The sequence below is a fragment of the Salinisphaera sp. RV14 genome, from assembly GCF_052044135.1.
Taxonomy (GTDB): Bacteria; Pseudomonadota; Gammaproteobacteria; order Nevskiales; family Salinisphaeraceae; genus Salinisphaera.
The window spans coordinates 155,523-179,239 of sequence record NZ_JBQDYF010000001.1 but is presented as its reverse complement, the minus strand read 5'-3'; the positions used below and the strand labels follow the sequence as shown (position 1 = coordinate 179,239).

The 23,717-nt window shown below is 66.1% G+C and carries 24 protein-coding genes; 13 read left to right on the top strand and 11 right to left on the bottom strand.

The genetic code is table 11. The annotated features are described in order from the left end of the window. Window positions 1–26: 26 nt before the first annotated feature. The gene (locus ACS8Y6_RS00820) at window positions 27–770 is read left to right on the top strand and encodes a helix-turn-helix domain-containing protein (RefSeq protein ID WP_440848673.1); all 744 of its coding nucleotides are present in this window, start codon (window positions 27–29) and stop codon (window positions 768–770) included. A 73-nt stretch (window positions 771–843) separates the two neighbouring features. Here ACS8Y6_RS00820 and ACS8Y6_RS00815 read toward each other — a convergent pair whose 3' ends face one another. Then, a complete protein-coding gene (locus ACS8Y6_RS00815) occupies window positions 844–1,530 on the bottom strand; it encodes an OmpW/AlkL family protein (RefSeq protein WP_440848674.1) in 687 nt (228 codons plus the stop codon). A gap of 186 nt (window positions 1,531–1,716) precedes the next feature. Here ACS8Y6_RS00815 and ACS8Y6_RS00810 point away from each other — a divergent pair, with 186 nt between their 5' ends. The 3 genes from ACS8Y6_RS00810 (at window position 1,717) to ACS8Y6_RS00800 (ending at window position 3,981) form a co-directional block, all read left to right on the top strand. Continuing rightward, window positions 1,717–2,586: a universal stress protein gene (locus ACS8Y6_RS00810; RefSeq protein WP_440848675.1), complete on the top strand. Its 870-nt coding sequence runs from the start codon at window positions 1,717–1,719 to the stop codon at window positions 2,584–2,586. A gap of 86 nt (window positions 2,587–2,672) precedes the next feature. Continuing rightward, window positions 2,673–3,656 (top strand): DnaJ C-terminal domain-containing protein, encoded by a 984-nt coding sequence (locus ACS8Y6_RS00805; protein ID WP_440848676.1) that lies wholly within the window; start codon window positions 2,673–2,675, stop codon window positions 3,654–3,656. A gap of 1 nt (window position 3,657) precedes the next feature. Continuing rightward, window positions 3,658–3,981 (top strand): chaperone modulator CbpM, encoded by a 324-nt coding sequence (locus tag ACS8Y6_RS00800; protein ID WP_440848677.1) that lies wholly within the window; start codon window positions 3,658–3,660, stop codon window positions 3,979–3,981. A gap of 34 nt (window positions 3,982–4,015) precedes the next feature. Here the strand turns inward: ACS8Y6_RS00800 and ACS8Y6_RS00795 are convergent, their stop codons facing one another. Together ACS8Y6_RS00795 and dusB are read right to left on the bottom strand one after the other, a co-directional pair. Beyond that, window positions 4,016–4,828: a universal stress protein gene (locus tag ACS8Y6_RS00795; RefSeq protein ID WP_440848678.1), complete on the bottom strand. Its 813-nt coding sequence runs from the start codon at window positions 4,826–4,828 to the stop codon at window positions 4,016–4,018. Window positions 4,829–4,922: 94 nt separating this feature from the next. Further along, window positions 4,923–5,909: a tRNA dihydrouridine synthase DusB gene (gene dusB / locus ACS8Y6_RS00790; protein ID WP_440854815.1), complete on the bottom strand. Its 987-nt coding sequence runs from the start codon at window positions 5,907–5,909 to the stop codon at window positions 4,923–4,925. A 181-nt stretch (window positions 5,910–6,090) separates the two neighbouring features. On the opposite strand from dusB, the gene ACS8Y6_RS00785 reads away from it, so the two are divergent. From ACS8Y6_RS00785 to ACS8Y6_RS00765, 5 genes are read left to right on the top strand one after another with little or no spacing between them, the layout of a single operon-like run. Next, window positions 6,091–6,465, top strand: coding sequence for a glycine zipper 2TM domain-containing protein (locus tag ACS8Y6_RS00785; protein WP_440848680.1), 375 nt, complete (start codon window positions 6,091–6,093; stop codon window positions 6,463–6,465). 38 nt (window positions 6,466–6,503) lie between these two features. Further along, complete coding sequence (locus ACS8Y6_RS00780; RefSeq protein WP_440848681.1) at window positions 6,504–6,905, top strand: PepSY domain-containing protein; 402 nt, start codon at window positions 6,504–6,506, stop codon at window positions 6,903–6,905. 23 nt (window positions 6,906–6,928) lie between these two features. Further along, window positions 6,929–7,636 (top strand): response regulator transcription factor, encoded by a 708-nt coding sequence (locus tag ACS8Y6_RS00775; RefSeq protein ID WP_037339052.1) that lies wholly within the window; start codon window positions 6,929–6,931, stop codon window positions 7,634–7,636. Continuing rightward, window positions 7,636–8,982 carry an ATP-binding protein gene (locus ACS8Y6_RS00770; RefSeq protein WP_440848682.1) on the top strand — a complete coding sequence of 449 codons (1,347 nt, stop codon included), beginning with the start codon at window positions 7,636–7,638 and terminating at the stop codon, window positions 8,980–8,982. The genes ACS8Y6_RS00775 and ACS8Y6_RS00770 overlap by 1 nt, the downstream gene beginning before the upstream one ends. Before the next feature lie 48 nt (window positions 8,983–9,030). Then, window positions 9,031–9,546, top strand: coding sequence for a hypothetical protein (locus tag ACS8Y6_RS00765; RefSeq protein WP_440848683.1), 516 nt, complete (start codon window positions 9,031–9,033; stop codon window positions 9,544–9,546). A gap of 155 nt (window positions 9,547–9,701) precedes the next feature. Here the strand turns inward: ACS8Y6_RS00765 and plsB are convergent, their stop codons facing one another. Genes plsB through ACS8Y6_RS00740 form a run of 5 tightly spaced genes read right to left on the bottom strand, consistent with a single transcriptional unit; the run spans window position 9,702 to window position 15,621 of the window. Beyond that, on the bottom strand, window positions 9,702–12,194 hold the full coding sequence (plsB, locus tag ACS8Y6_RS00760) for a glycerol-3-phosphate 1-O-acyltransferase PlsB (protein WP_440848684.1): 2,493 nt from the start codon (window positions 12,192–12,194) through the stop codon (window positions 9,702–9,704). Window positions 12,195–12,200: 6 nt separating this feature from the next. After that, window positions 12,201–12,896: a hypothetical protein gene (locus tag ACS8Y6_RS00755; protein WP_440848685.1), complete on the bottom strand. Its 696-nt coding sequence runs from the start codon at window positions 12,894–12,896 to the stop codon at window positions 12,201–12,203. 7 nt (window positions 12,897–12,903) lie between these two features. Continuing rightward, window positions 12,904–13,695 carry an MlaA family lipoprotein gene (locus tag ACS8Y6_RS00750; RefSeq protein WP_440848686.1) on the bottom strand — a complete coding sequence of 264 codons (792 nt, stop codon included), beginning with the start codon at window positions 13,693–13,695 and terminating at the stop codon, window positions 12,904–12,906. A 36-nt stretch (window positions 13,696–13,731) separates the two neighbouring features. Further along, window positions 13,732–14,799: an NAD-dependent epimerase/dehydratase family protein gene (locus ACS8Y6_RS00745; RefSeq protein WP_440848687.1), complete on the bottom strand. Its 1,068-nt coding sequence runs from the start codon at window positions 14,797–14,799 to the stop codon at window positions 13,732–13,734. A 3-nt stretch (window positions 14,800–14,802) separates the two neighbouring features. Next, entirely contained in the window at window positions 14,803–15,621 is an 819-nt protein-coding gene (locus ACS8Y6_RS00740; protein WP_440848688.1) for a lysophospholipid acyltransferase family protein, read from the bottom strand. A 92-nt stretch (window positions 15,622–15,713) separates the two neighbouring features. Between ACS8Y6_RS00740 and ACS8Y6_RS00735 the strand changes: the two genes are divergently transcribed. Continuing rightward, window positions 15,714–16,550: a ParB/RepB/Spo0J family partition protein gene (locus ACS8Y6_RS00735; RefSeq protein ID WP_440848689.1), complete on the top strand. Its 837-nt coding sequence runs from the start codon at window positions 15,714–15,716 to the stop codon at window positions 16,548–16,550. Window positions 16,551–16,580: 30 nt separating this feature from the next. Here the strand turns inward: ACS8Y6_RS00735 and ACS8Y6_RS00730 are convergent, their stop codons facing one another. Next, on the bottom strand, window positions 16,581–17,261 hold the full coding sequence (locus ACS8Y6_RS00730; protein ID WP_440848690.1) for a hypothetical protein: 681 nt from the start codon (window positions 17,259–17,261) through the stop codon (window positions 16,581–16,583). A gap of 56 nt (window positions 17,262–17,317) precedes the next feature. Here ACS8Y6_RS00730 and ACS8Y6_RS00725 point away from each other — a divergent pair, with 56 nt between their 5' ends. Together ACS8Y6_RS00725 and ACS8Y6_RS00720 are read left to right on the top strand one after the other, a co-directional pair. After that, a complete protein-coding gene (locus ACS8Y6_RS00725; RefSeq protein ID WP_440848691.1) occupies window positions 17,318–17,590 on the top strand; it encodes an acylphosphatase in 273 nt (90 codons plus the stop codon). A gap of 346 nt (window positions 17,591–17,936) precedes the next feature. Next, window positions 17,937–19,556, top strand: a complete 1,620-nt coding sequence (locus ACS8Y6_RS00720; protein ID WP_440848692.1) for a peptide chain release factor 3 — start codon at window positions 17,937–17,939, stop codon at window positions 19,554–19,556. Between the two features lie 444 nt (window positions 19,557–20,000). Here the strand turns inward: ACS8Y6_RS00720 and ACS8Y6_RS00715 are convergent, their stop codons facing one another. Then, window positions 20,001–21,536, bottom strand: coding sequence for a Ppx/GppA phosphatase family protein (locus ACS8Y6_RS00715; RefSeq protein WP_440854814.1), 1,536 nt, complete (start codon window positions 21,534–21,536; stop codon window positions 20,001–20,003). 112 nt (window positions 21,537–21,648) lie between these two features. Between ACS8Y6_RS00715 and ACS8Y6_RS00710 the strand changes: the two genes are divergently transcribed. Next, window positions 21,649–22,242: a C40 family peptidase gene (locus ACS8Y6_RS00710; protein ID WP_440849544.1), complete on the top strand. Its 594-nt coding sequence runs from the start codon at window positions 21,649–21,651 to the stop codon at window positions 22,240–22,242. A gap of 145 nt (window positions 22,243–22,387) precedes the next feature. On the opposite strand, the gene ACS8Y6_RS00705 is transcribed toward ACS8Y6_RS00710, so the two are convergent. Then, window positions 22,388–23,593 (bottom strand): acyl-CoA desaturase, encoded by a 1,206-nt coding sequence (locus ACS8Y6_RS00705; protein ID WP_440849545.1) that lies wholly within the window; start codon window positions 23,591–23,593, stop codon window positions 22,388–22,390. Between the last annotated feature and the right edge of the window lie 124 nt (window positions 23,594–23,717).

The window sequence follows — 23,717 nt, the reverse complement described above, 5'->3', positions numbered from 1 at the left end:
CCTCCAACCGTCGACCGGAGCCGTACATGCCGGCGACATTCCGACATCTTGACGACGTCCAGCAGGCCTGCGGCCGCTGCTCGCTGGCGCATTTGTGCCTGCCCTACGGGCTCGGCACGGGCGATATCCAGCGCCTGGAAACATTGGTGGATGTCGGCAGGCCGCTGGCCCGCGGCACCGAACTGTTCACCCAGGGCGACCGGTTGAGCGCCCTGTACGCGGTGGGCTCGGGGGCCATGAAGACCTCGATGATCGACGCCGAAGGCCTGGAACAGATCATGGGCTTCTACTATCCCGGCGATCTGCTCGGCCTGGACGGCATGGGCGATGAAGTTCACCACTGCACGGCGACTGCACTCGAGGACAGCCAGATCTGTCGCATTCCGTTCGATCAACTCGATCACCTGGTCGACGAGGTGCCCGGCCTGCGCCGCCAGCTCATGCGCCTGATGAGCCATGCCCTGTCCGATGACGAGCAGCTTCTGCTGACTCTGGGCCGCAAGAGCAGCGAAGGCCGGATCGCGACGCTGCTGCTGAGCCTGTCGCGGCGGAGGAAGATGCGCGGATTGCCGGCCTCGCCGATCCGCCTGTCGATGAAGCGCGCCGATCTGGCCAACTTTCTCGGCATGCGTATCGAAACCGTCAGCCGCGTACTGCGCCGACTGCAGGAATGCCGGATCATCGCCGTGGATCGTGCGGATGTCGCGGTTCTCGATTTCGACGCGCTGGAAGCATGGGCCACGCGCGGCGCCTGGGTGGCCGACCAATAACCCGACCGGCCCGCAGGGCGCTCCGGATCGTGGCTCTGCCCGATCCGGAGTCGCCCGGGTACCCGCTCATCCTTTAAAAGCGATAGCCCACCGCTGCCGTGTACACCCACGGATTGATATCGAGGTTCACCTTGGTGTGCCCGCCGCCGGCGGTGTCGACGTGCGCATTGGTATCGATGCTTATGTAGCGCACGTTGGCGTTCACCAGCCAGTGATCGCCGATCCGGTAATCCAGGCCGACCTGGGCGGCGGGGCCGAACGAATTGCTCAGATCGAGCCCGGTCACCCCCGCGGCGGCCGCCTGACGGTGAACATGCTCGTCGAAAAACAGCGTGTAATTCACGCCCACGCCGACATAGGGCGACAACGGCGTGCCGGTCTCGAAGTGATAATCGAAGCTCAGCGTGGGCGGCAGGTGCTTGATGGAGCCGAGATCGGTCCCGCCCAGCGCGCCGCCCTGCAACTTCACGTCATGCTTGAACGGCCAGGCCGCCAGCAATTCGACGTCGATGTGATCGGTGATCATGTAGGCCAGTGTCACGCTCGGCTTCACGTCGTTGCCGACCGCGACATGGGTGCCCGCCAGCGCCGGCGCCAGCGTGCCGGATTTACGGTGGGTCTGTTCGTCGGGAACCACGGCGCTGGCGCCGCCGCGCACGATCACGTCGCCCGCGTGCCAGACGGGGGCCGCATTCGCGGCGCTCGCGCCCAGCACGAGCGCCAGCCCCGCACCGGCGCCGATCCAGGTATTTCTGTGCATGATGTACTCCCTTGGTCGAATGAATCCGGGAGCGAATCTAGGCCCGTGACCGCCCGGGCGGGTTGACACAGATCAAGTCGGTGCGGTCTTGCCGGCGCCGCCCGAGGGCGCTTGATTCAGGTCAATCGTCAGCCGGGGCGCGCATGGCATGATGACGCCGATAGACCCCCAACCGAACGCCCCGTCATGCGCTACGCCAGCCTTCTCGCCCATGTCCAGGACACGCCCAGCCAGGCCGTGTTCACCGACACTGCCGCCGTCCTGGCAGCGCGCTGGCGAGCCCATGTCACCGGGCTGCATACCCATGTCCCGACCTACAACAGCTATGTCGCCACCGGCGAGTATCCGGTGGCGCCGTCACCGACCGTGGTCGCCGAGGACGACGCGGCCGCGCGCGACCGGGATACGGACCTGGCTCGCGCCTTCGCCGAACGCGTCGAGGCGCGGCATGTGGCCGACCACGACTGGCGCTATCGCACGGCGGACCTGGCCGGGCGCCAGACCGCGGACCTGATCGCCGAGGAAGCACGGACACACGATCTGGTCGTGCTCGGCCGCCCGGCGCCGTCCGATCGTGACCATACGAGCGCCGACACCGCCGCCCTCGTCGCCCAGGCTTCGGCCCGGCCCGTACTGGTCCTGCCGGCCAGCGATGCACCGTTCGCCGACCTCGGCCGACATGTCGTGCTCGCCTGGAATGCGTCGCGCGAGGCACAGCGCGCCATCAGCGGCGCCCTGCCGCTGCTGCAGGATGCCGAGTCGGTGACTCTGCTCGTGGTCGACGACAACCATGCCTGGGTGTCGCCGCACGGCGAGGAGCCCGGTGCCGATATCGCGCTTTATCTGGCCCGCCACGGCGTATCCGTCGACATCTCTCGGGTCGGCTGCCGCGGGCGATCGGTCGCCGAGGCGTTGTGTGCGCAGGTGGATGAACGCGGCGCCGACCTGTTGTGCATGGGGGCCTACGGCCACTCGCGGCTGCGTGAGTTCTTCCTCGGCGGCACCACCTACGAGATGCTGCGACGCCTGCCCGTGCCCACGCTGATCGGTGCCTGAAAACGCCGGTGGCCCGGGTCCACAGGACCGCGCCACCGGCCTATAATCGAGCCATCGTATCCACGCCGAAAGTCGTATCCGGGCCTATGGAATACAAGGACTATTACAAGATTCTCGGCGTCGAGCGCGACGCCAGTGAAGACGACATCAAGCGGGCCTACCGCAAGCTCGCCCGCAAGTATCATCCGGACGTGAGCAGCGAGGAAGGCGCCGCCGAGAAGTTCCGCGAGGCCAACGAAGCCTACGAGGTGCTCAAGGATCCGGAAAAACGCGCCGCCTACGACCAGCTCGGCCGCGGCGGCGGCCCGCGCGCGGGCGCGCCCGGCGACGACGGGGCCGGCTTCGAGCCACCGCCGGGCTGGGAATCGAACTTCGATTTTCACGGCGGCGGTTATACCGGTGCCGATGCCGGCGATTTCAGCGATTTCTTCGAATCCCTTTTCGGCCGCGGCGGATTCCGGGCCGCGAGCAACCGGGGCCCCGGGGCCTCCGCAGGAGGCGCCATGCGCGGCCAGGACCAGACCGCTCGCATCGCGCTGGATCTGGAGGACGCGTTTCAGGGGGGGCAGAAAATGTTGTCGCTGCGCGTGCCGGAAGTCGATGCGCAAGGCCGCGTCGTCAACCGCGAACGCACCGTGCGGGTGAACATCCCCAAGGGCGTGCGTGCCGGCCAGCAGCTCCGGCTGAGCGGCCAGGGCATGCCCGGCCTCGGTGGCGGCGACGCTGGCGACCTGTATCTCGAGATCGAATTCCGCCCCCATCCCCTGTTCCGTCTGGACGACCGCAACCTGATCCTCGAGCTGCCGGTTGCCCCCTGGGAAGCCGCGCTCGGCGCGACGGTCAAGACCCCGACGCCGGCCGGGCCGGTCGATCTCAAGATTCCGGCCGGCTCGAACGCCGGCCGGCGACTGCGTCTGAAAGGCCGCGGCATGCCGGGCAAGACGCCGGGCGATCTGATCGCCATCCTCAAGATCGTATTGCCGGAACGCCTCGACGACGAGACCCGTACGCTCTACGAGCGCCTGGCGCGCGAGAGCGACTTCAATCCCCGCAAGACACTGGGGGTCTGACATGCAAGACACGCGCTATACGCTGACCTGCGAGCTCGTCGACCATGGCGAGACACTGACCTTCGCCGAACTTTGCCGGTCCTGCGGCGTCCATGCGGAATGGGTCGCCCTGCTGGTCGAGCATGGCGTGCTCGATCCGGTCGCGCCGCGCGAACGCCAGTGGCGCTTCGCCATCGCGCAACTGCCGCGCGTGCACACCGCGCGCCGGCTGGCACAGGATCTCGACCTCAACGCCTCGGGCATCGCACTGGCGCTGGAGTTGATCGACGAAATCCGCACGCTGCGCAGCCAGCTGGCCGCACGGGAGACGCCAGACGCACATTGATGCGCGGCTGGCGCCGCCCGCGGGCAGGCCGGGCTCAGTGCGCCAGCAACAACGGCACCGGGGGCGGCGCGTCGATCACATCCCGCGTCACCCCGCCCAGCACCAGTTCGCGCAGCCGCGAGTGGCCGTAGGCGCCCATGCAGACCAGATCGGCGTTCATCTCGATCGCTTCGGTGAGCAGCGTATCGGCCACACCGACACTGTCGCTGTCCGCAAGACGCACTTCGGCCTCGATGCCGTGCCGCGCCAGATACAACGCGATGTCGGCGCCGGGATTGTCGCCCAGGCGGCGATGGGCAGAGCCATCCGGATCGATCACCAGCACGCACACCTGTTCGGCGCGCGCCATCAGCGGCAGCGCCGCCGTCGCGGCCCGGGTCGACTCGCGGCTGGCGTTCCAGGCCAACATGATGCGCTGGCCCAGGGGTCGGTCCCGGTCGGCTTCCGGCACCGCGATCACCGGGCGCGACGACACGATCGCGAGCCGCGCCGCGAGATCGCCGCCGCTCATGACCAGTGCATCCGCATAACGCGCATGCAGCGCCAGCGTATTCAGCGTTTCCCCCCGCACGAAACGCCATTCGTTGGTTTCCACGCCTTCCGCCCGACAGGCGGCCTCGAAGGCCTCGCGAGCCGCCAGGGTCGCTTCATCCCGGCCGCTGGCGGCCTCGGGATCGACATCGGCGATATTCGGGTAGGCCAACGGGTAGCGATAATACGGCGGCTCGTAGACGTACAAGCCGGTCAGGTGGGCGTCGAAGCGCGCGGCCAGCGCGGCGGCCTGATTGATCGCGGCGCGATCCAGCGAGACCTCCGTGATGGCAATGATCAGACTCTTGTAGCTCATGGCAGTGTTCCCTGCGTGATCCGGACACGACCCGATCGAGTGCCGGGCATACCACCAGATTAACGCCGGTCCGGCACTCGGGACCTGATCTGGATCAACTCACATCGCGCCAGGCCACGGCAGCCGCCGCGTCGAAGTAACGCTCGATCAGGCGGATCTGGCGCGCCGCGCTCGCCGCGGTCATCAGATCCATGTACAGGGCCGGATGCGGCGCGCGGCGCTCGCACAGCCAGCCGATGTGCCGGCGGGCCACCCGCACCCCCTGTTGTTCACCGTAGAAATCGTGCACCTGTTCGATCAACCCCAGAACGATTTCGGCCTCGTCCGCCAGATCCGGCGCGACCGCCACCCTGCCCGCCATGGCGGCGGCCAGCTCACGAAACAGCCATGGGCGGCGACCGGCCGCGCGCCCGATCATCAGGCCGTCGGCGCCGGTTGCCGCCAGCACCTCGCGCGCGCGATCGACCGAATCCACATCGCCGTTGGCCCAGACCGGAATCGAAATCGAGGCCGCGACCGCCGCGATGGTGGCGTACTCCGCTACCCCGCGATAATGCTGATCCCGGGTTCGCCCGTGTACGGCCAGCGCGGCAATGCCCGCCTGCTCGGCCCGCTTCGCGATGGCGACCGCGTTGATTCGATCGGCCGAGATGCCGGTGCGCATCTTCAGTGTGACCGGTACCGGCGAGGCCGCCACCACGGCCTCCAGAATCCGGGCCACATTGTCGGTATCGGCCATGAGCGCCGAGCCGGCCGCCTTGCGACAGACCTTCTTGGCCGGGCAGCCCATATTGATGTCGATGATGTCGGCCCCGGCGTCGGCGTTGATACGCGCCGCCGTGGCCAGATCGGTCGCATCGCCTCCGGCAATCTGGATGACCCGGGGCGCGGGCTCGCCCGAGAAATCCAGCCGCAGCCGCGACTTGCGGGTAGCGCGCAATTCCGTGCGAGCCGAAACCATCTCGCCTACCGTCAGCGACGCGCCGAAGCCGCGACACAGGCGCCGGAACACGCGGTCGGTCACCCCGGCCATCGGTGCCAGCGCCAGTGCATTGGGGAAACGATAACCCGCGATCTCCATGGCGCGCAGTGTAGAGCCTGTGACGGCGACATACGAGATCGCGCGGCGCTCACTGGCGGGGCGCCCGGACCGGCCGGCGGGAACGGCCGCTGCCGGTTGCCGACGACAACGAGACCACGACCTCGCTTCAGGATCGATTCAGCGCTGGCCTTGTATTTTCGCGTCGAAACGAGGCTCGACCATGCGCAATTCGCTCCGCCCCATCCTGTCGACGGCTCTGATCGGTGCCGTACTCGCTCTGGCCGCCTGCGCCACACGGAACGGCCCGCAGGTGGATCCGATATTCAACGCCGTGCCCGGCGGGCGTTATGCCTGCGCCAACGCTCCGGATAATCGCAATGTGCTCGTGCGCAGTCTGACCAGCCCGCTGGGACAGGCAGCGCTCGGTGGCGCGCTCGGCGGGCTGGTCGGCAATCAGTTCGGTAGCGGTACCGGCCAGGATATCGCCACCGGCGCCGGGGCTGCCGCCGGTGTGGCCGCGGGCAACTGGAACGCCAACCGCATGGCCGACAATCGTTACCAGCAGTGTCGACAACGCCAGCAATCGGGCTATTGATGCATCGTCCGCCCGCATGCCCGGCCCGGCGCGTCGGCATGATGCAGCGGTCGATCGGCCCGCGCGAGTTGGCCTATGTGCTGATGTGCGCGCTGGCGCTGCTTGCGTATGCGGTCAACGCGGCGGCCGATCCGGCGACCCGTTCGACCCCGCCGCGCGGCGACGCCAGCCTGCTGCTGCGAACCGACTTTCATGCCCGGCCGGACCACGCCAACGGCCCGCATGGCGACAACGACCGTCGCCGGCAACAGCGCCAGAACAGCGAGAAACGGCAACGCCCGGCGATCACGCCGGAGCAGGCCGCGCAACGCGCCCGCCACCGCTTCGGCGGGCGCGTGCTCAACGTGATACTGGAACACGGACCGGGCGGGCCTTACTATCGGGTGAAACTTCTGGAAAATGGCCGGGTTCGCGTGGTGGATATCGACGCACGCCGTTGACCCCGGCCGCAAGGTAAGCACGCATGCGAGCTCTGGTGATCGAAGACGATGTCGAACTGCGCACCCAGGTCTGCGAGCGTCTGCGCTCGGAAGGCTTTGCAGTCGACGAGACCGGCGAAGGCGAAGAAGGCCTGTTCTATGCCAAGGAATACCCGATCGACATCGCGATCATCGACCTCGGCCTGCCGGGCCCGACCGGTCTGGACATCATTGCTGAAGTCCGCGAAGCCGGGCTGGACTACCCCATTCTGATCCTCACCGCGCGCAGCCGCTGGCAGGACAAGGTCGAGGGCCTGGAAGCCGGCGCCGACGATTACGTGGTCAAACCGTTCCAGCCGGAAGAGCTGTCGGCCCGGATTCAGGCGCTGGTCCGGCGCTCGCGCGGCTGGGCCCAGCCGCGGCTGGAATCCGGCGATATCGTGCTCGACACCTCGCGCCAGGAAGTCTTCGTTGGCGAGGAATCGATCGATCTGACCGCCTACGAGTATCGCGTACTCGAGTACCTGATGCTGCACGCCGGCGAGGTGATCTCGAAGACGGCCCTGACCGAGCACATCTACGAGGAGAACGCCGAGCGCGACTCCAACGTGATCGAGGTGTTCGTGCGTCGCCTGCGTGCCAAGCTCGATCCGGACGGCACGCGCAAGCCGATCGAGACCCTGCGTGGCCGCGGCTATCGCCTGGCCCGCGACGACCGCCCGCGGCCGACCGCCGATAGCGCCGCGCCGTGATGAACTCACTGCGGGCGCGGCTGCTGGCCGCGACCGCGGTGCTGTTGGTCGCGTTTATCGGGCTGACCGGCGTCGCCTTGCAGACCGCGGTTCGCGAGCGCGCCGAGCAGGCCGAGCACGACCGCCTGCAGGGATTGTCCTATGCCCTGCTCGGCAGCGCGGACATCACCAACGACGGCCAGTTCAACCTGGCGCCGCGGGTCCTGCCGGAGTCCGATCTTTCCCGCCCCGACTCCGGCCTCTACGCCATGGTGCTCAACAAGAAAAAACAGATGATCTGGCATTCGCCCTCATTGCTCGGCAGCATCGACATGCCGGCCCTGCCGGCCGTCGGCCAGTGGCAGCAAATGCGCCTCAAACGCGACAATGGCAATCAGCTGCTCACCCTGTCGTTCGGCTTCCGCTGGGTGACCGAAGGCGGCAAGGACTATCGCTATACCCTGGTCGTGGCCGAGAACACCTCCACCTTTGCCAAACAAATGCAGCGTTTTCAGGGCGTGCTGTGGACGCTGTTGTCGGTTTCGGCATTGATTCTGCTGATCGTCGAGTTGCTGATCCTGCGCTGGGGGCTGGCCCCGCTGCGCCGCCTCGCGCGCAACCTCGCCAATCTGGAGTCGGATGACGACCGGCGTCTCGAAGGCCAGTACCCGGACGAGATCCAGCCACTGGTCAGCAACCTGAACACCATGCTGGTCAACGACCAGGCACGCTTGACCCGCTACCGCAACGCGCTCGGCGACCTGGCGCACAGCCTGAAGACGCCCATGGCCATTCTGCGCGGCATTGCCGAGGACCCGACGCTGTCCGGCGAACAACGCAGCGCGCTGAGATCCCAGCTGGCACGCATGAATGACATCCTGGACTATCAACTGCAGAAGGCGGCCGCCGCCGGCAAGCGCAGTCTCACGCGTCGACTCGCGCTCGCCCCCATCGCCGAGCGCCTCGGCCGGGCATTGGCCAAGGTTTACGCCGAATCCGGCATCCGCTTCGACATCCGAATCCCGCCGACCCTGCGCGTGCCCGTGGACGAGGGCGACATCACGGAACTGCTGGGGACGCTGATGGACAACGCGGCCAAGTACGGCAAGGACCGCGTGATCGTGGATGCCCGGCGCAGCGACCAGGGCATGCTGTCGCTATGGGTCGACGACAACGGCCCCGGCTTCAGCGAATCCCAGCCGCACCGCCTGCTCGAGCGCGGCGTACGCGCCGACCGCACGCGCGAAGGCCAGGGGCTCGGTCTGGCGGTGGCCGCCGAGATCGTGCATTCCTACAACGGCGAGATCGAGCTGACTCGAAGCGACATGGGTGGCGGCCGCGTGCTGGTCACCATCGCGGAAAGCTGACCCGACCCGCCCCCCCTCTTATCTTGAACGGCATGACAGAGTGATCCGATGAGCAGCAACGAAAACGACACGCCGCTGGACCCTGAATCCATCCCGCCCGAGGCCCTGGATCCCGCAACCTATCACCGCGTGGTGGGGCCGGCGCTGCAGGCCGCGGCCGAAACCGCCGCCAAGCGGGGGCACAAGTATCTGTTCGACGACATGCCGGCCATGCTGGCGCTGGTCGATATGGTGACCCGGCTCGCCGACCTGTATCGCGAGCACCATCCCGAAGCCGCCACCGACAAGGCCGATCTGATCGACAGGGCGGCGACCGCCGCCTGCGTCATGGTCTTCCAGGAAGCCGAGTTGCCGCCGGACGCCATCGGCCAGTGCCTGGCGGCGCTCGAGACCGCCTACAACCAGATCAATGCGCAGGCCGTGCTCGATCCCGGCGTGCGCTACATCGCCATGGCCTGGTCGCATCTGGACGACGACGAGCGCAAGGATGCCCACCACTGCCTGACCCAGGCCTGCGAACACATGATCGCGGCAATCGAAACCTGGCAAAGCAAGGCCCATTGATGGGCCGGGTCTGCCGTCCCGGCGCCGGCATACGACCCGGCATCGCGCGCACCCGCGGCATGGCCGGCAGCCGCCGGCTGGCAGTGCGCGCCGGACGCCGTTGCGCGCGTTAATCGACTCGGCGCCAGACGCATGAGCCAGCGCCGGTCATGGGCTCAGCCCAGCGTCTGCCCCGGCGCGGCGTCTTCGAGCTGCGGCATGGATGTCAGGTGCGCAATGGTCTGGCGAATGTCCGAGCCGAGCAGACGCAAGGCATGCTCGGCCAGATGCCGCAGCGATTCGTCGATATACAGCCGGTTGCCTTCCTGACGCAGCAATCCCGCCTTGACCAGGGTCTGCAGATGGTTGCGGAACAAGCGCGCGTCGAAGAATTCCGGGCTGTTGCGACCGGTCAACAGTGCCATGCGCTCGGCCATGAGCTGGCACTGGCGCTCGAAGCGACCGCGTTCGACCACGCCGACCTCGAGATTGTGGCTCAGCAGCATGGCGGTCATGGCATAGCGTTCCAGCGATTCCCGCATGATGCGCGCCAGACTCATCAGCGCGGCAAAGGCCTGGCTGCCCGCCACCGGGCGGCGCAGCGCCCCCTTTTCGGTGCGCCACAACAGGCCGCATTCGATCATGCCCTCGACCGCATCGACCAACGCTGAGCGGCATTCGTCGGCCTGCCAGCGCAGGAACAGCTCGGAGGCCAGCAGTGGGTAGAGTTCGACGGCGTCGTCGAGCAATGCTTTTTCGTTACGCTGCTCGAAGTGGGCGAAAAAGTTCGCGATCAGCGACGGCAACGCGAACAGATGCATGACGTTGTTGCGGGTATAGGTCAGCAACACGGCCTGGCGTGAATCCACGGTCAGGATATCGCCCCAGGCGTGCGGCGCCCGGATCAGCCGCATCAATGGCTCCGCCTCGGCCAGCAGTGCCGCGCCGTCGGGCTCGGGCGCACTGGCATCGATGGAATACGGGCAGACATGCGCCAGCCGGGCCAGCAACGTCATGCTGTGGATCATCTCGTCCTCGGCCACCGACTTCTGTGGGGCGCCGAGCAGGATGAGACAAGCCAGGCCGGTGGCGTTGAGGGTGGCGGTTGCATTGATGCCGCGCATGACCTCGGCGGCCAGCGTATCCGTGAACTCCTGCAGCCACTTGGCGCGCGAATCCACGCCGAGTTCGGCCACGCGCTCGCGCCAGTCCGGCTGGTGGGTATCGGCGAATCCGCGCAGCTCGATCGGCGCGCCAAAGGAGACGAACACACGGCCATATTTACGTTTGAGCACCCGGGTGGAACCGCGCACGAGATCCCCCATGGTCTCGCCCTTCTTGACGCGCGTGCCGCGCAGTTCGTCGAAGTAGCCCTTGACCTCCATCACCCGGTCGTAGCCGATATACACCGGAACCACCGATACCGGGGCGTGACCGCTGGTGGCCAGCGCGCTGGCCACGGTCATCTGCAGCATGCCGGTCTTGGGCGCGAGCAGACGACCGGTACGGCTGCGCCCGCCCTCGGGGTAGAACTTCATGGGCTGGCCGCGCGCGACCAGCGTCTCGACATAGGCGCGGAAGACGGCGGCATACAGCCGGTCGCCCTTGAAGCTGCGGCGCAGATAGAACGCCCCGCAACGGCGCAGCAGGCCGCCGACCGGCCAGAAGTTCAGGTTCACGCCGGCCGCGATCTGCGGCAACGCCAGCCCTTCCTGATAGAGGATGTACGACAGCAGCAGATAATCCATATGCGAGCGATGGCTCGGCAGATAGATCACCTCGCGGTTGTCGTGGGCCGCCTCGCGCAGCCGCGGCAAATGCTTGACGTCAATGCCGTCGTAGATGCGATGCCAAAGCCAGGTCAGCACCCGCAACATGAAGCCGATGGCAATATTCGAGTAGTCGGCCGCGATCTCGTCGGCATACTCGCGCGCGCGCACCCGAATCGCGGCCACGTTCTTGCGCTCGCGACGCGCCGTTTCCGTGACTTCGGCAACCACCTTGGGGCTGGCCATCAAGGTGTCGATAAGCTGGGCCCGGCGCGACACCCCCGGTCCCAGCGTGGCGGCGCGCTGGCGCCGGAAATGCACCCGCAGCACGCGCACCAGCTTGCGTACCAGCACGCCGGGCGTGGCGGATTCGTCGACCACATTGCGGTAATCGATGGGCTGGCCGAAGTGCACCAGGGTGTTACGGCCGTTGGCGGCCACGATCAGTATCTTGCGCAACCGGCTGGAGCGTTCGGAATCGGCGAAAAGTATCCGGAAGATCGAGGTTTCCTGCACCGGATTGCGGCCCCAGAACACGGACACCGGCACCAGCTGCACATCGAACGACTGATCGTGCAGACCCCGGGCGACGATGCGTTGCAGCTCGGAGCGCTGGCGCGAGCGCCCCACCGGGACGGCGAGCACCACCGCGCGCCGGGCCGTCGGCAACCGGTTGCCGGCCAGATGGGGCCGCGGCATCCCGTGGCTATCGCAGACCGCCTCCAGCACGAGCCAGTCGAGCAGGCTGTTCACCGGCAGCACATAGCAGACCGGCTTGCTGATATCGAGCGCCAGCTCGTTGAGGTCCGACGGCGATACATGGGTGCCGATCCATGCGCGTAGCGGCCAGCGCACGAGCGGCATGAATATGAGCAACAGACGCAGAACGAATCGAAGCATGGGCGCTCAGCCGCGTGCCCCGAACAAACGCACGCCGCGGCGAATACGCTGGCCGAGGCGCCGTGCGAAACGCGCGAAGCCGGTGCTCGGATGGCGTCGCGCATAGTCCTCGGCGCTCGCGAGATGGGGCGCATGACGTACCCGCAGCTTGGCCAGCGCGCTGCGATCCGCGGCGGCCAACTGGTCGAAGACCCAGTTCCAGGGCCGATTCCAGCGCCGACCGCGACGCACGCGCGCCACGAAATCGACCAGATAGGGCCGATCGTCATCATCGACCAGGATATTGCCGCCGCCCCGCAGGTCGCCATGCGCCACGCCGCGCGCGTGCATCGCCGTCACCAGCGTATCCAGCCGCTGGTAGGCCACATCGCGCGGGCGCGCCCGCGCCCAGGGCGCCGCCGGGCAATACTCGACAAGCACGCCACGCGCATCGACCCGGCGGTACAAACGGGGCACGCCGTCCAGGCCATCCAGCGCCACCAGTGCGCTCACCTCGCGCCAGAGCAGCGCCGGGGCAAGCCAGCGGTTGAACCAACCGGGCGCGCGCCCGTAGTCCTTGAACACCGCGCGCGCCGCACCGTACTCGATCAGTACAACATCGGGCTCGGTCGGACCGCGGGTCTTGTAGTAGCGCGTCGCGGCCGCATGCAGCTGATCGCGCGTCATCTGCATGAGCGCTGCCATATCCGCGTCATCGGACACGAATCGACTAGTTGCTCTTGCCCGAGTCGGGTGCGGCGGCCGGAAAATCGCTGGAACCGTCGTCGGAGCGCGTCAGGCGAGCCGGCACGTTGCCGTCGTACACCGCCTTCTGGCGACTCTCCAGATAATAGCTGCGCACGAAGGCATAGGGATCGAACTGCTGCTTGAGCGTCGAATCAAAGCCAAGCAGGCTGGCCCGCAGGTTCAGGCCCTCGATCCCGCGCAGCGCATACGGCACCCAGGGATAGTCGTTGCTGATCGCGTTGACCTGGCTCATGTAGTTGATCGGGTTGGTGAACTGATCCCCGAATTTGCCGATCAGATCACGCCCGTCGGACGGCCCCAGCAGGGGCAGGTAGATGTACATGCCCGGACCCAACCCCCAGTAGCCCAGGGTCTGGCCGAAATCCTCGTCCGGGTGCGGCACGTGGAGTTTGCTCGCCACATCGAACAGCCCGCCCAAACCGACCGAGGTGTTGATCATGAAACGGCCGAGGGACTGGTTGAACTTGCCCCATTTCAACTGCAGCAGGCTGTTGACCATCGTCACCGGCTGGCTGGCATTGTCGAAGAAATTGGTCACGCTGGCCTGGACCCGCGCCGGGACGACCTTGTTATACACCTTGGCCGCCGGCCGGACGGCGTACTGGTCGGCCTTGTTGTTGAGCTTGAAGTCGAAGCGGTTGACCGGCTCCAACGGGTCCCACGGATCCGAAGGCGGGCTGTGGACACAGCCCGCCAGGACCAGCACGGACAGAAGACTGACCAGGGCGAAATGGAAACGCGACGTAGTAGGCATGAAGTTCTCAACCTCGGAACGGGCGCAGCCCCCGCGCTACTTCAAGGCGCGATAGTGGGCGAACAACTCCGATAGCGAATACTGCGGTGTGAAGTCATAGGTACGTGAGAACAGGCCACCATCGATGATCACCGAATACTTGAAGAAGTCGATCAGGTATTCGGGCGGCGCCAACCGACCGAGCGTGCGAACCGCGCGTCGAGCGAGTGCCGGAGGAACCGATGGCAGGAACAGGCGGCGGCATCCTGCCAGCTGAAGGGCGTCCTGATAGGTCACGTAATCGTCTGGTGCCACATTATATACGCCCGGGTGGTTCTGCTCGAACGCCGCGACCACGGCAGCCGACATGTCGGCAACGTGAATGAACTGCATCAACGGCGAGAACCCGACCAGGCACGGCGCCACCCGCTGGGCGAGCATGCGGCTGATTTCGTTCTTGATACCCGGACCCGCGATATTGCAGGGGCGCAGCACCACGATGTTGAGCTCCGGATGCTTGTACAGGTGAATATTGAACAGGTTTTCGAGTTCGACGGCATCCACGATCTCGGGCATGAGATTGGCCGCCCGCATCGGATACTCCTCGTCAATCAGGCTCGGATTACGCGCATCCGCACCGTAGACGTGGAAGGTCGACAACGCCAGCACCTTCTCCACGCCGTACTTGCGCGCCAGCCGCAACAGACGTGACGTACCCACCACATTGGCCGAATAGCGCCGGCCGCGGGTCGACTGGGTGAACCGGATACGGCCCAGATGCGCAATCCCGACGAAGTCATGCTCGCGAAACACGTCCTCGAACGGACGCTGATTGAAATCCACGACGTAGTCGACGGTATCGGGGTACTCATCCTGGACCCCCCGGAATTCGACGCCGACCACCTGGTAGCCGTGCTCGGTCAGATCGGCGATCACATGCTGGGCCAGCGCGCCGGCCGCCCCGGTAACCATGATCTTGCCGCGATCACCGTGCCCCATGCCGACTTTCGAGGCCCGGGGCTTCGGCGCGCCGACCGGGCCGCGGCGCGCCGGCGTCTTGCGGGCGTCCCGGCCGGCCGGCCCCGCGGAAGGCTTGTCGTCCTTGTTGTCGTCGCTTGCGCTCATGATCTAGAAAATACTCTTGCGCTGGGCGATGCCGGCATCGATCAGGTCGCGGATGGCGTCCTTGACCTCTTCCACCCGCCATTCCACATCACGCTCGCTGGTGACGTCGTTGGGGAAATGCATCGGCGGGCCGAAATTCAGAATCACCCGGGCCGGCAGCGGCACCAGCGGCGAGAGCGGAAAATACGGCATGCCCAGCATCTTCGCGAGCGGCCGGATATTGACCAGCGACGGCATGGTCTCCTCACAACCGACCACACCGACCGGCACGATCGGCGTGTTGTACTCCATCGCCAGATGCATGAAACCATGGCCGAAACGCTGCAACTGATAGCGCAGCCGATACGGCTTGCCCGAACCGCGCACGCCTTCGGGAAAGACCGTGATCGCTTCCTCCCGTTCGAGCATCTTGGCGCAGTTCTTGGCATCGCCGATCACACCGCCGACCGAGTTCATCCAGTTGCCGAGAAACGGTACGGAGGGAAACCAGCGCTCGATCATCGACCGAGGCAGGCGCGCCCCGTCGCCCTTGTTGGCGACGGCAAACGATACCAGCACCCCGTCCATGGGCAACTGGCCGCTATGGTTGCCGACGATCAGCAGTCGACCGCTGGCGGCCACGTTCTCCAGACCATGCGCCTGAACCCGGAAGTAGTTCTCGTACAACCAGCGCACTGCCGTGAACGTGATCTTGGCGGTATCCGGATTCAGCCCCCAGGGGTCGTACCCCAGGCTGCCGATGTTGCCCATCGGCAACCGATCCACGATCGACTCGACCTCGCGCGATACGGTCCGCGGCTTGAGATACTGCCGAATGCGCATATCACTCCTCGCTCGCGGCTCGGGGTCCGCCAGGCCGCCGGGGTTTACACTGGCTCAGTTGGTTCGAGCTTAGCACGCAGACCCCACCCATCTTGACCCCCGATATCGACAAACCAGCTCCGTCTGCCGAACACCGTATCGCGCGACTGCCGATCGAATCGATTGTGCGCGACCCAAATCAGGCGCGCACACGCTTTGACGAGGCCGGCCTGGCCGAACTGGCGGCCTCGATCCGCGAATCGGGGGTGATCCAGCCGATCGTGGTGACCGGCGATGCCGGACACGGTTACCGGCTGCTGGCCGGCGAGCGGCGCTGGCGCGCGGCGCAGCGCGCCGGGCTGGCCGAACTGCCGGCGATCGTGCGCAACGATCTCGATCCTGAACAGGCCCGCGTACTCGGACTGATCGAGAATCTGCAACGGGAATCGCTCGGCGTGATGGATACCGCCCACGGCCTGGCCCGACTGGGCGAGATCCATGGCCTGACCCATGACGCGATCGCCACGCGCATCGGCAAATCACGCGCCTACGTGAGCAATTTCCTGCGCCTGCGCCAGCTCGCCGCACCGGTCCAGGCCCTGCTCGACGAGAACCGACTGTCGATCGGGCACGGCAAGATTCTGGCCGGGCTGGATGTGCCGGCCCAGATCCGGCTGGCCCGGCGCGCCGTGGCCGAGCGCGTCAGCGTACGCCGGCTGGAACACTGGGTGCGCGAACAGGGTCAGCCGCGCGCGACCACCACCGGCGTCCCGCCCGAACTGGCAGACCTGGAACAGCGGCTGGCAGAGCACGTGGGCAATGCGGTGCACATCCAGTACGACCCGGGCCGGCGTCGGGGTGAACTGCGCATTGCGTTCCACGATCTCGATGAATTCGAAGGGCTGCTCGCCCGGCTGGGCTTCAACCCGGAACAGGACAACAGCGCGTAGCCGCTGCCGCGACCGGTGCCGGCGTCCTGCCTACTCCGGGTGATCGCTGTCGCCGGCCGGCTCGACCACCTCGGCGAGACTGAGATTCAGACTGAAACGCTCATCCGCGTCGCTGCCATAGTGCCCGTCGCGATCACGCTGATCGAACTGGACCATGGCCAGCCGCGCCAGGCCACCACGCGGGCCACCGGCCGGCCCCGACCAGACCCCCACACGCGGACCGCCCGGCATGGCCTGGGGCAACCGATCGCCATAGACGGCGCGCAGGGCTTCCGGCATCAAGGCAGCGGCCCCGGCCGCCAGCGGCGCCGTACTGATCTGCATGTCGATCCAGCGCCGCCGGCGCTGTTCAGCGAGCTGCAGACCGGCGCCACGAGGCAACCGCGCCACCGCCCGACGCGTCAACGAGGCCGCCGCCCGGCGCGCGTAACGCGTCAATGGATGCGCATCGGCGGTCGTTTCGTGCGCCAGTGCGACACGATCGGCACCATGTGCCGGCATGCGAAAACAACTGTCGATATGCCCGCGCACCCGCACCGTCTCGCCCATGCCCCGCTGACGGGCGGACAACGCCAGCGTGGCGGTGACCCACGCGGGCCCGCCATAGGGATTGGGCAGGGTCAGACGAAGACTGGCCTCGCGCGCGCCAGACCGATCCGCCGTCGCCAGACCGCCCAGCCGGGCGGCCCGATGCTTGATGGCTCGCCACATGCACGTGTCTCCGAACATGTACAATCTCGGCTTTGAGTATACGCCTGCAAGACGCCATGTCCGAAACACGTTATTTCCGTGTCCGCGGTCGGGTTCAGGGCGTGGGCTTTCGAGCCGCGACCAGCGACACCGCCCGCAAGCTGTCTCTCGACGGCTGGGTGCGAAATCGCGGCGACGGCGATGTGGAGTTGATGGCTCGCGGTGCGCCCGGGAATCTCGACGCACTGCGCGACTGGCTGCACGAAGGCCCCGGCATGGCCCGGGTCGGCGACGTTTCTGAACAGGCCGCCGACGAAATCGATCTGCCATCGCCGTTCACGGTGGCCTGACTCGGGGGCATGCCGGCTTGTTTCGCACCCAAAAAGAGGCCCGAATCGGGAGGGCATCCGATCCGGGCCAGCCAGTGGGCACCGCCAGGGGGCGGGCGGCACCCTGTAAGCGCAGCCGCTCGACTCGGGTAGGGTGCGGCTGCGCGGGCAGAGTCGGTGAAGGGGGAACACCGGTTCTGCGATGGCAACGGTATTGCGCCGTCGCCGTTGGATGAAAATATAGTCACCGGCCGCGACCGCGGCTAATTGAAATTCTCTCAAGGCAACATAGAGCTGCACTATACAGCTATTATTTCGAGTCGACTCAGCGACATACGAACGCTCGGTCGTCCGATCGGAGTGCAAAATGAACCAGGCCGCCACTGCCCACACCCGTCAGACCGCGCAGGAGGCAGCGCTGAGACGCACGTTTGCCATCATCTCGCACCCGGATGCGGGTAAGACCACCCTCACCGAAAAACTGTTGTTGTTCGGCGGCGCGATCCAGCTCGCCGGCACGGTCAAGGGCCGCAAGGCGACCCGCCATGCCACCTCGGACTGGATGGCGATGGAACAATCGCGCGGCATCTCGGTCACCACCTCGGTGATGCAGTTCCCCTACAACGAACGCATCGTCAACCTGCTGGACACGCCGGGCCACGAGGATTTCTCCGAGGATACCTATCGCACGCTGACCGCGGTCGACTCGGCGTTGATGGTGATCGACATCGCCCGCGGCGTGGAGCCGCGCACGATCAAGCTGATGGAGGTCTGTCGGCTGCGCACCACGCCGATCTTCACCTTCATCAACAAGATGGACCGCGACGGCCGGCCGCCGATCGAGGTACTCGACGAGATCGAGGAGATTCTCAAGATAGAGTGCGCGCCCATCACCTGGCCGATCGGCATGGGCCGGGCGTTCAAGGGCGTGTATCACCTGCTCGAGGACAAGGTGCATCTCTACGAGGGCTCCGACAACGAGGCCGGCGGCAAGACCGTGACCCTCGACGGCCTGGACGATCCGCGCCTCAAGGAAATCGCCGGCGACTACTACGACGAACTGCTGGAGGAAATCGAGCTGGTGCGCGAGGCCGGCTCCGGCTTCGACCTTGATCGTTATCTGGCCGGCGAGGTCACGCCCGTATTCTTCGGCTCGGCGGTCAACAACTTCGGCATCCGGCCCCTGCTCGATTCGTTTGTCGAATGGGCGCCGGCGCCGCGACCGCGCGAAGCCACCTCGCGCGAAGTCGTCCCCAGCGAAGAACCATTGTCGGGCTTCGTGTTCAAGATCCAGGCGAACATGGACCCGCAGCATCGCGACCGCATCGCCTTCATGCGCATCTGCTCGGGCCATTACAGGAAAGGCATGAAGATGCGGCATCTGCGCGCCGGCAAGGATATCCGCGTCGGCGATGCCATCACCTTCATGGCCAACCGCCGCGAGGCAGCCGACACCGCCTGGCCGGGCGACATCATCGGCATCCACAACCACGGCACCATCGCCATCGGCGATTGCTTCTCGGAAGGCGAGGATCTGGCCTTCACCGGCATCCCGAACTTCGCGCCGGAACTGTTCCAGCGCGTGGTCCTGCGCGACCCGCTCAAGGCCAAGGCCTTGCACAAGGGTCTGGACCAGCTCTGCGAGGAAGGCGCGACCCAGGTGTTCCGGCCCCTGCACAACAACGACGTAATTCTGGGGGCGGTCGGCACGCTGCAGTTCGACGTGGTCGCCGAGCGCCTGCGCACGGAATACAACGTCAACGCCGGCTTCGAGGGAATCGAGGTCTACACCGCCCGCTGGATCTACGGTGAGCCCCGCGAGATCGAGCGCTTCCGTAATCGCATGGATACCGGCGTGGCGGAAGACCACTCGGGGGCACTGGTGTATCTGGCCCCCTCTCGGGTCAAGCTACAGCTCACCGAGGAACGCTGGCCGGATATCACGTTTGCCAACGTGCGCGAGTTCAACACCGGCACCCAGGCATGAGAGACCACCCGCGGCGCAACCCCAAGCGTGTAAACCCACCACATTGTCCACAATTCACGCAGGTGGTGGTGGGTCGTTGAGGGTTGGCATTTCACGTTTTCAGTCCGCCAATGAACGCAAATGGCGGATTGGGTTCGAGATCTCTATGGTTTCGAGGCGCCACGTGACCTGTCTCTTCGTTCTTTAAGACATTTATCCGCAGATTTCACAGATTTACGCAGATGGCGGTGAGTCATTTGGGGGCACTGGTTCGATCGTGGCGCGAACGGCTGTCTGCTCTTTGTTCCCAAGGATAGCCTTCGAGTTCGGCGTGCTGGCCAACGCTGTCGCCGGTTCGCGCCTCGAATCCGCTACACCACGAAAGCACAACCGCATCTGCGTAAATCTGCGTTGATCTGCGGACCGTTTTCTTCGCCGAGCGAAGCCCGACAAGCACAACGGGGCCTAGCGAACGGTCGCCGCCTCCGGGATTGTCGTTTCCACGAGATCGAGGGCGAGCCCGGCCTTGGCCAGGCGCTCGCCCTCGCGATCCAGATCGGCCCGGGTGAGCGGGCGTTCAGCCAGCCAGTCGGCGTCGATCGAAACCGTCAGCGTGGCATCGCCGTGCGCGAGCGTCACCGGCGGTCGCGTGGCCGGATTGCGTCCGCGATGCAGGATCACGGCAATGCGTAGCGCCAGCACGATATCCCGGGTTCGAGTCTGCCAGGCGGACGGCAGCGCATCGATCAGCTCGGTACGCAGGCGTCCGCGGTGCAGTCGTACGATGGTCGCCAGCAGGTGCTGGTCCATCTGCGAGAAGCCGCGGATATCGGCGTTGTTGAGCAAATACTCGCCGTGCTTGTGATAGGCCCGGTGTGCCACGGCCAGGCCGATTTCGTGCAGCATCGCCGCCCAGCGCAGCACCCGGACCGCCTCTGCCATCCCCGCCGGGAGCTGGTCGCCCTGGTGGCCCTGGTGGCCGGATCGCCAGAGCCGGGCCGCAGTTTCGGCCACGCGCCGGCCATGATCGCGGTCGATGACGAAACGATGCGCGGCATCGTCGACGCCGTCGTCGCGCGAGTCGTGCGCCGACAGACGGCCCAGCAGGTCGCTGATCACCCCTTCCCGCAGCGCCTTGTCCGAGACCTGCATGGCGGTGACGCCAAGGCTTTCGAATATGCCGACAAGCACTGCCAGACCACCGGCGAAGATCGCGCGGCGCTCGCTCGAGACCCCGTCCGGGGCCAGTTTGTCCACGGAGCCCGCCTTGCACAGACGCCGTGCGAGCTTGGCGAGCGCCTCGCTCGTGATCGTCGCCCCGGGCGCGTCCGCGCCGACCACGCGCGCGATCGACTTGATGCTGCCGGAGGCCCCCAGCGCCACCGACCAGCCCAGTTCGCGGTAATCGTACGCCAGCGGTTCCAGCGCCAGGCGCGCCTCCGTGACCGCTGCCTTCCACGTCGTCTTGTCGACACGCCCGTCGGCAAAGAAGCGCGTGGTGTGTGTGACCGCCCCGAGCGCCACGCTCTCTGCCCGGCGCACCTGGGCACCACGACCGATCACCAATTCGGTCGAGCCGCCGCCGATATCCACCACGAGCCGCTGCGCATCGACGGCTTCCAGGTCTTCGGCCACCCCGGCATAGATCAGGCGCGCCTCCTCGACCCCGTAGATGATCTCGATCGGATGCCCCAGCGCGGCCTCGGCGCGGGCGATGAATTCATCGGCGCCCCGGGCCTGGCGCAGGGTATTGGTCCCGACCACGCGCACCCGGGCCTCGTCAAGCTGGGCCAGTCGCTGGCCGAAGCGGGCCAGACAATCGAGCGCGCGCTGCTGGGTTGCCGCATCGATCCGGCCGTCTGCAGAAAGCCCACCCGCCAGTCGTACCGACTCCTTGATACGATCCAGTACGCGCCTCTGGCCCTGCTCGGCCCGGACGATAAGCATGTGAAAACTGTTGGAACCGAGGTCGACGGCGGCGACCGTGACGGGCAGATTCATACGGCGGGGCTTTTCAAGGCGCAGTTCATGCGACTATCTTAAGCAGCTTGGGCAGGGGTTGCGAGGGCACGGCTTGGGGAGCACGACAACAGAGGGCACAAGCCCGACAGCCATGGCGCTGGCCGGCCGGGCGGCGACACTGCCCCGCCTGCGCAGCTACCGCCTGCTCATGATCGCCGCCGTGGCTCTGGTGGCCAGCGGATGCGCCAGCCAGGGACTGCAACGGGGCCATTCCGACCTGAGCCGGACCGGTGGCGGCTCGAAGTATCGCGACAAAAACGAAAGCGCCGAATCCGACCCCGGTATGCGCGCCGGCGCGACGGCCAGGCTGGACGCGGCGCTGCACCGGGTCTATGAACGCTGGGCCGGCACGCCGTATCGTTACGGTGGCCAGAGCCGCAACGGCGTTGATTGTTCGAGCTTCGTGCGCCAGACGGTGGATCGGGTTGAGTCCTACGAACTGCCGCGTACCGCCGCGGCACAGGCCCAGGTCGGGATGTCGATCCCGCGCCGCAAACTCAAGGCCGGGGATCTGGTGTTCTTCAAGACCGGCGCCATATCGCATCATGTCGGCATCTACCTCGGCCGCGGGCGCTTCATGCATGCATCGAGCAGCCAGGGCGTAACCATCTCGCGCCTGGACAATGTGTACTGGCGCAATCACTACTGGCAAGCACGGCGCATTCCGGGCAATCGCCAGATGTGATCGCCGATCGCGGCGACACGCCGCGGCCCGTGTTCGGCACACCCTTCACGATAGCGCGCCCCGCTGCCCTGCGATGAACCAAAAAAAGCCCGCGACGGTAACCGTCGCGGGCCGATGATGACCAACGTCTCGATCCTTCGAGCCCTCAGATCTGTTGCACGCGCCCCTGGTCGGACTGCGCCTGCTCGATCAGCCGATGGGCGACCGAACGACGCAGCATGTCCTGGGCCCGCTCGATGGCCCGGTCCAGACCTTCATGGCGGATCTTGAACTGCTTGTGCGCGCGGGCCTTGAGCTCATCCACGCTCGGGAATTCCGGCAACTCGACCTCGGCCAGATAGGCCTCGGCCGCGCTCCATTTGTCGCGCGCATGGTTGCGCAGGTCGTCCATGACGTGGCTGCCTTCCCAGCGCTCACGGATATTCGCGCTGATGCGATCGGGCGAGAAGCCGGCCGCGATGTAGACCGCGCACTTGTCGATGATCTTCTGGGTGGGCGGCTTCTCGTTGGCGAGAATCGACTTCGGCGGCTGGCGCAGATCCCAGACCAGCCCCACCTTGGAGAGCGCGACCAGCATGTAGTAGGTCGGATCGAACTCCCACCAGAAGAAGCCGTTGCGGGCGGTGGCCGGATAATAGTGATGGTTGTTGTGCCAGCCCTCACCCAGGGAGATGATCGCCGCCAGCCAGTTGTTGCGCGAGTCGTCACCGGTCAGATAACGCTGGCGACCGAACATGTGGTCCAGCGAGTTGATCGTGAACGTGGCGTGATAGACCAGGATGGTCGACAGCAGGAAGCCCACCAGAAAGCCCGACCAGCCGCCGAGCAGCGTGCAGATCACGGCCGTGATGATGCCCGGCATGTACTGGTGGCGCTCGATCCAGCGCAACTCCGGATACTTGGAAAAATCCTTGATCAGGTCCATGTCGGGATTGGAACGCGCCTCGCGATAGACCCAGCCGATGTGGGCGTCGAAGAAGCCGTAGTGGCGCGGCGAATGCGCATCCTCGGGCTCGTCGGTATCGCGATGATGCTCGCGATGCTTGGCCGACCACCAGAGCGGGCCTTTTTGCATCGCGGTGGCGCCGAGAAACGCCAGAATGAACTGGAATACGCGGCTGGTCTTGTACCCGCGGTGCGAGAAATAGCGGTGATAGCCGGCGGTGATGCCGAACACGCGTGCCACGTAAAGGAAAACGCACAGCGACACCGATACCCAGGTGAAGCCGGTCCACCAGATACCGATCAGGCCCAGGTGCATGATCCCCATGGGCAGGAAGTTCCACCAATCGAAGTGGTCGTCCATGTGCTGGTTCTGGGGGAACCGCAACCGCTTGGTCTTTTCGCTCATTGCTTGGCGAGCCTCGTCAGAAATCGTCAGTCTTTTAGCCGCAGTGTACAAACGTGCACAGCGTGTCCGTGAGTATGCGCAGGTTGAGAATCGTTTTCAAGAACTCGCCCTCCTGTTCGTCCAT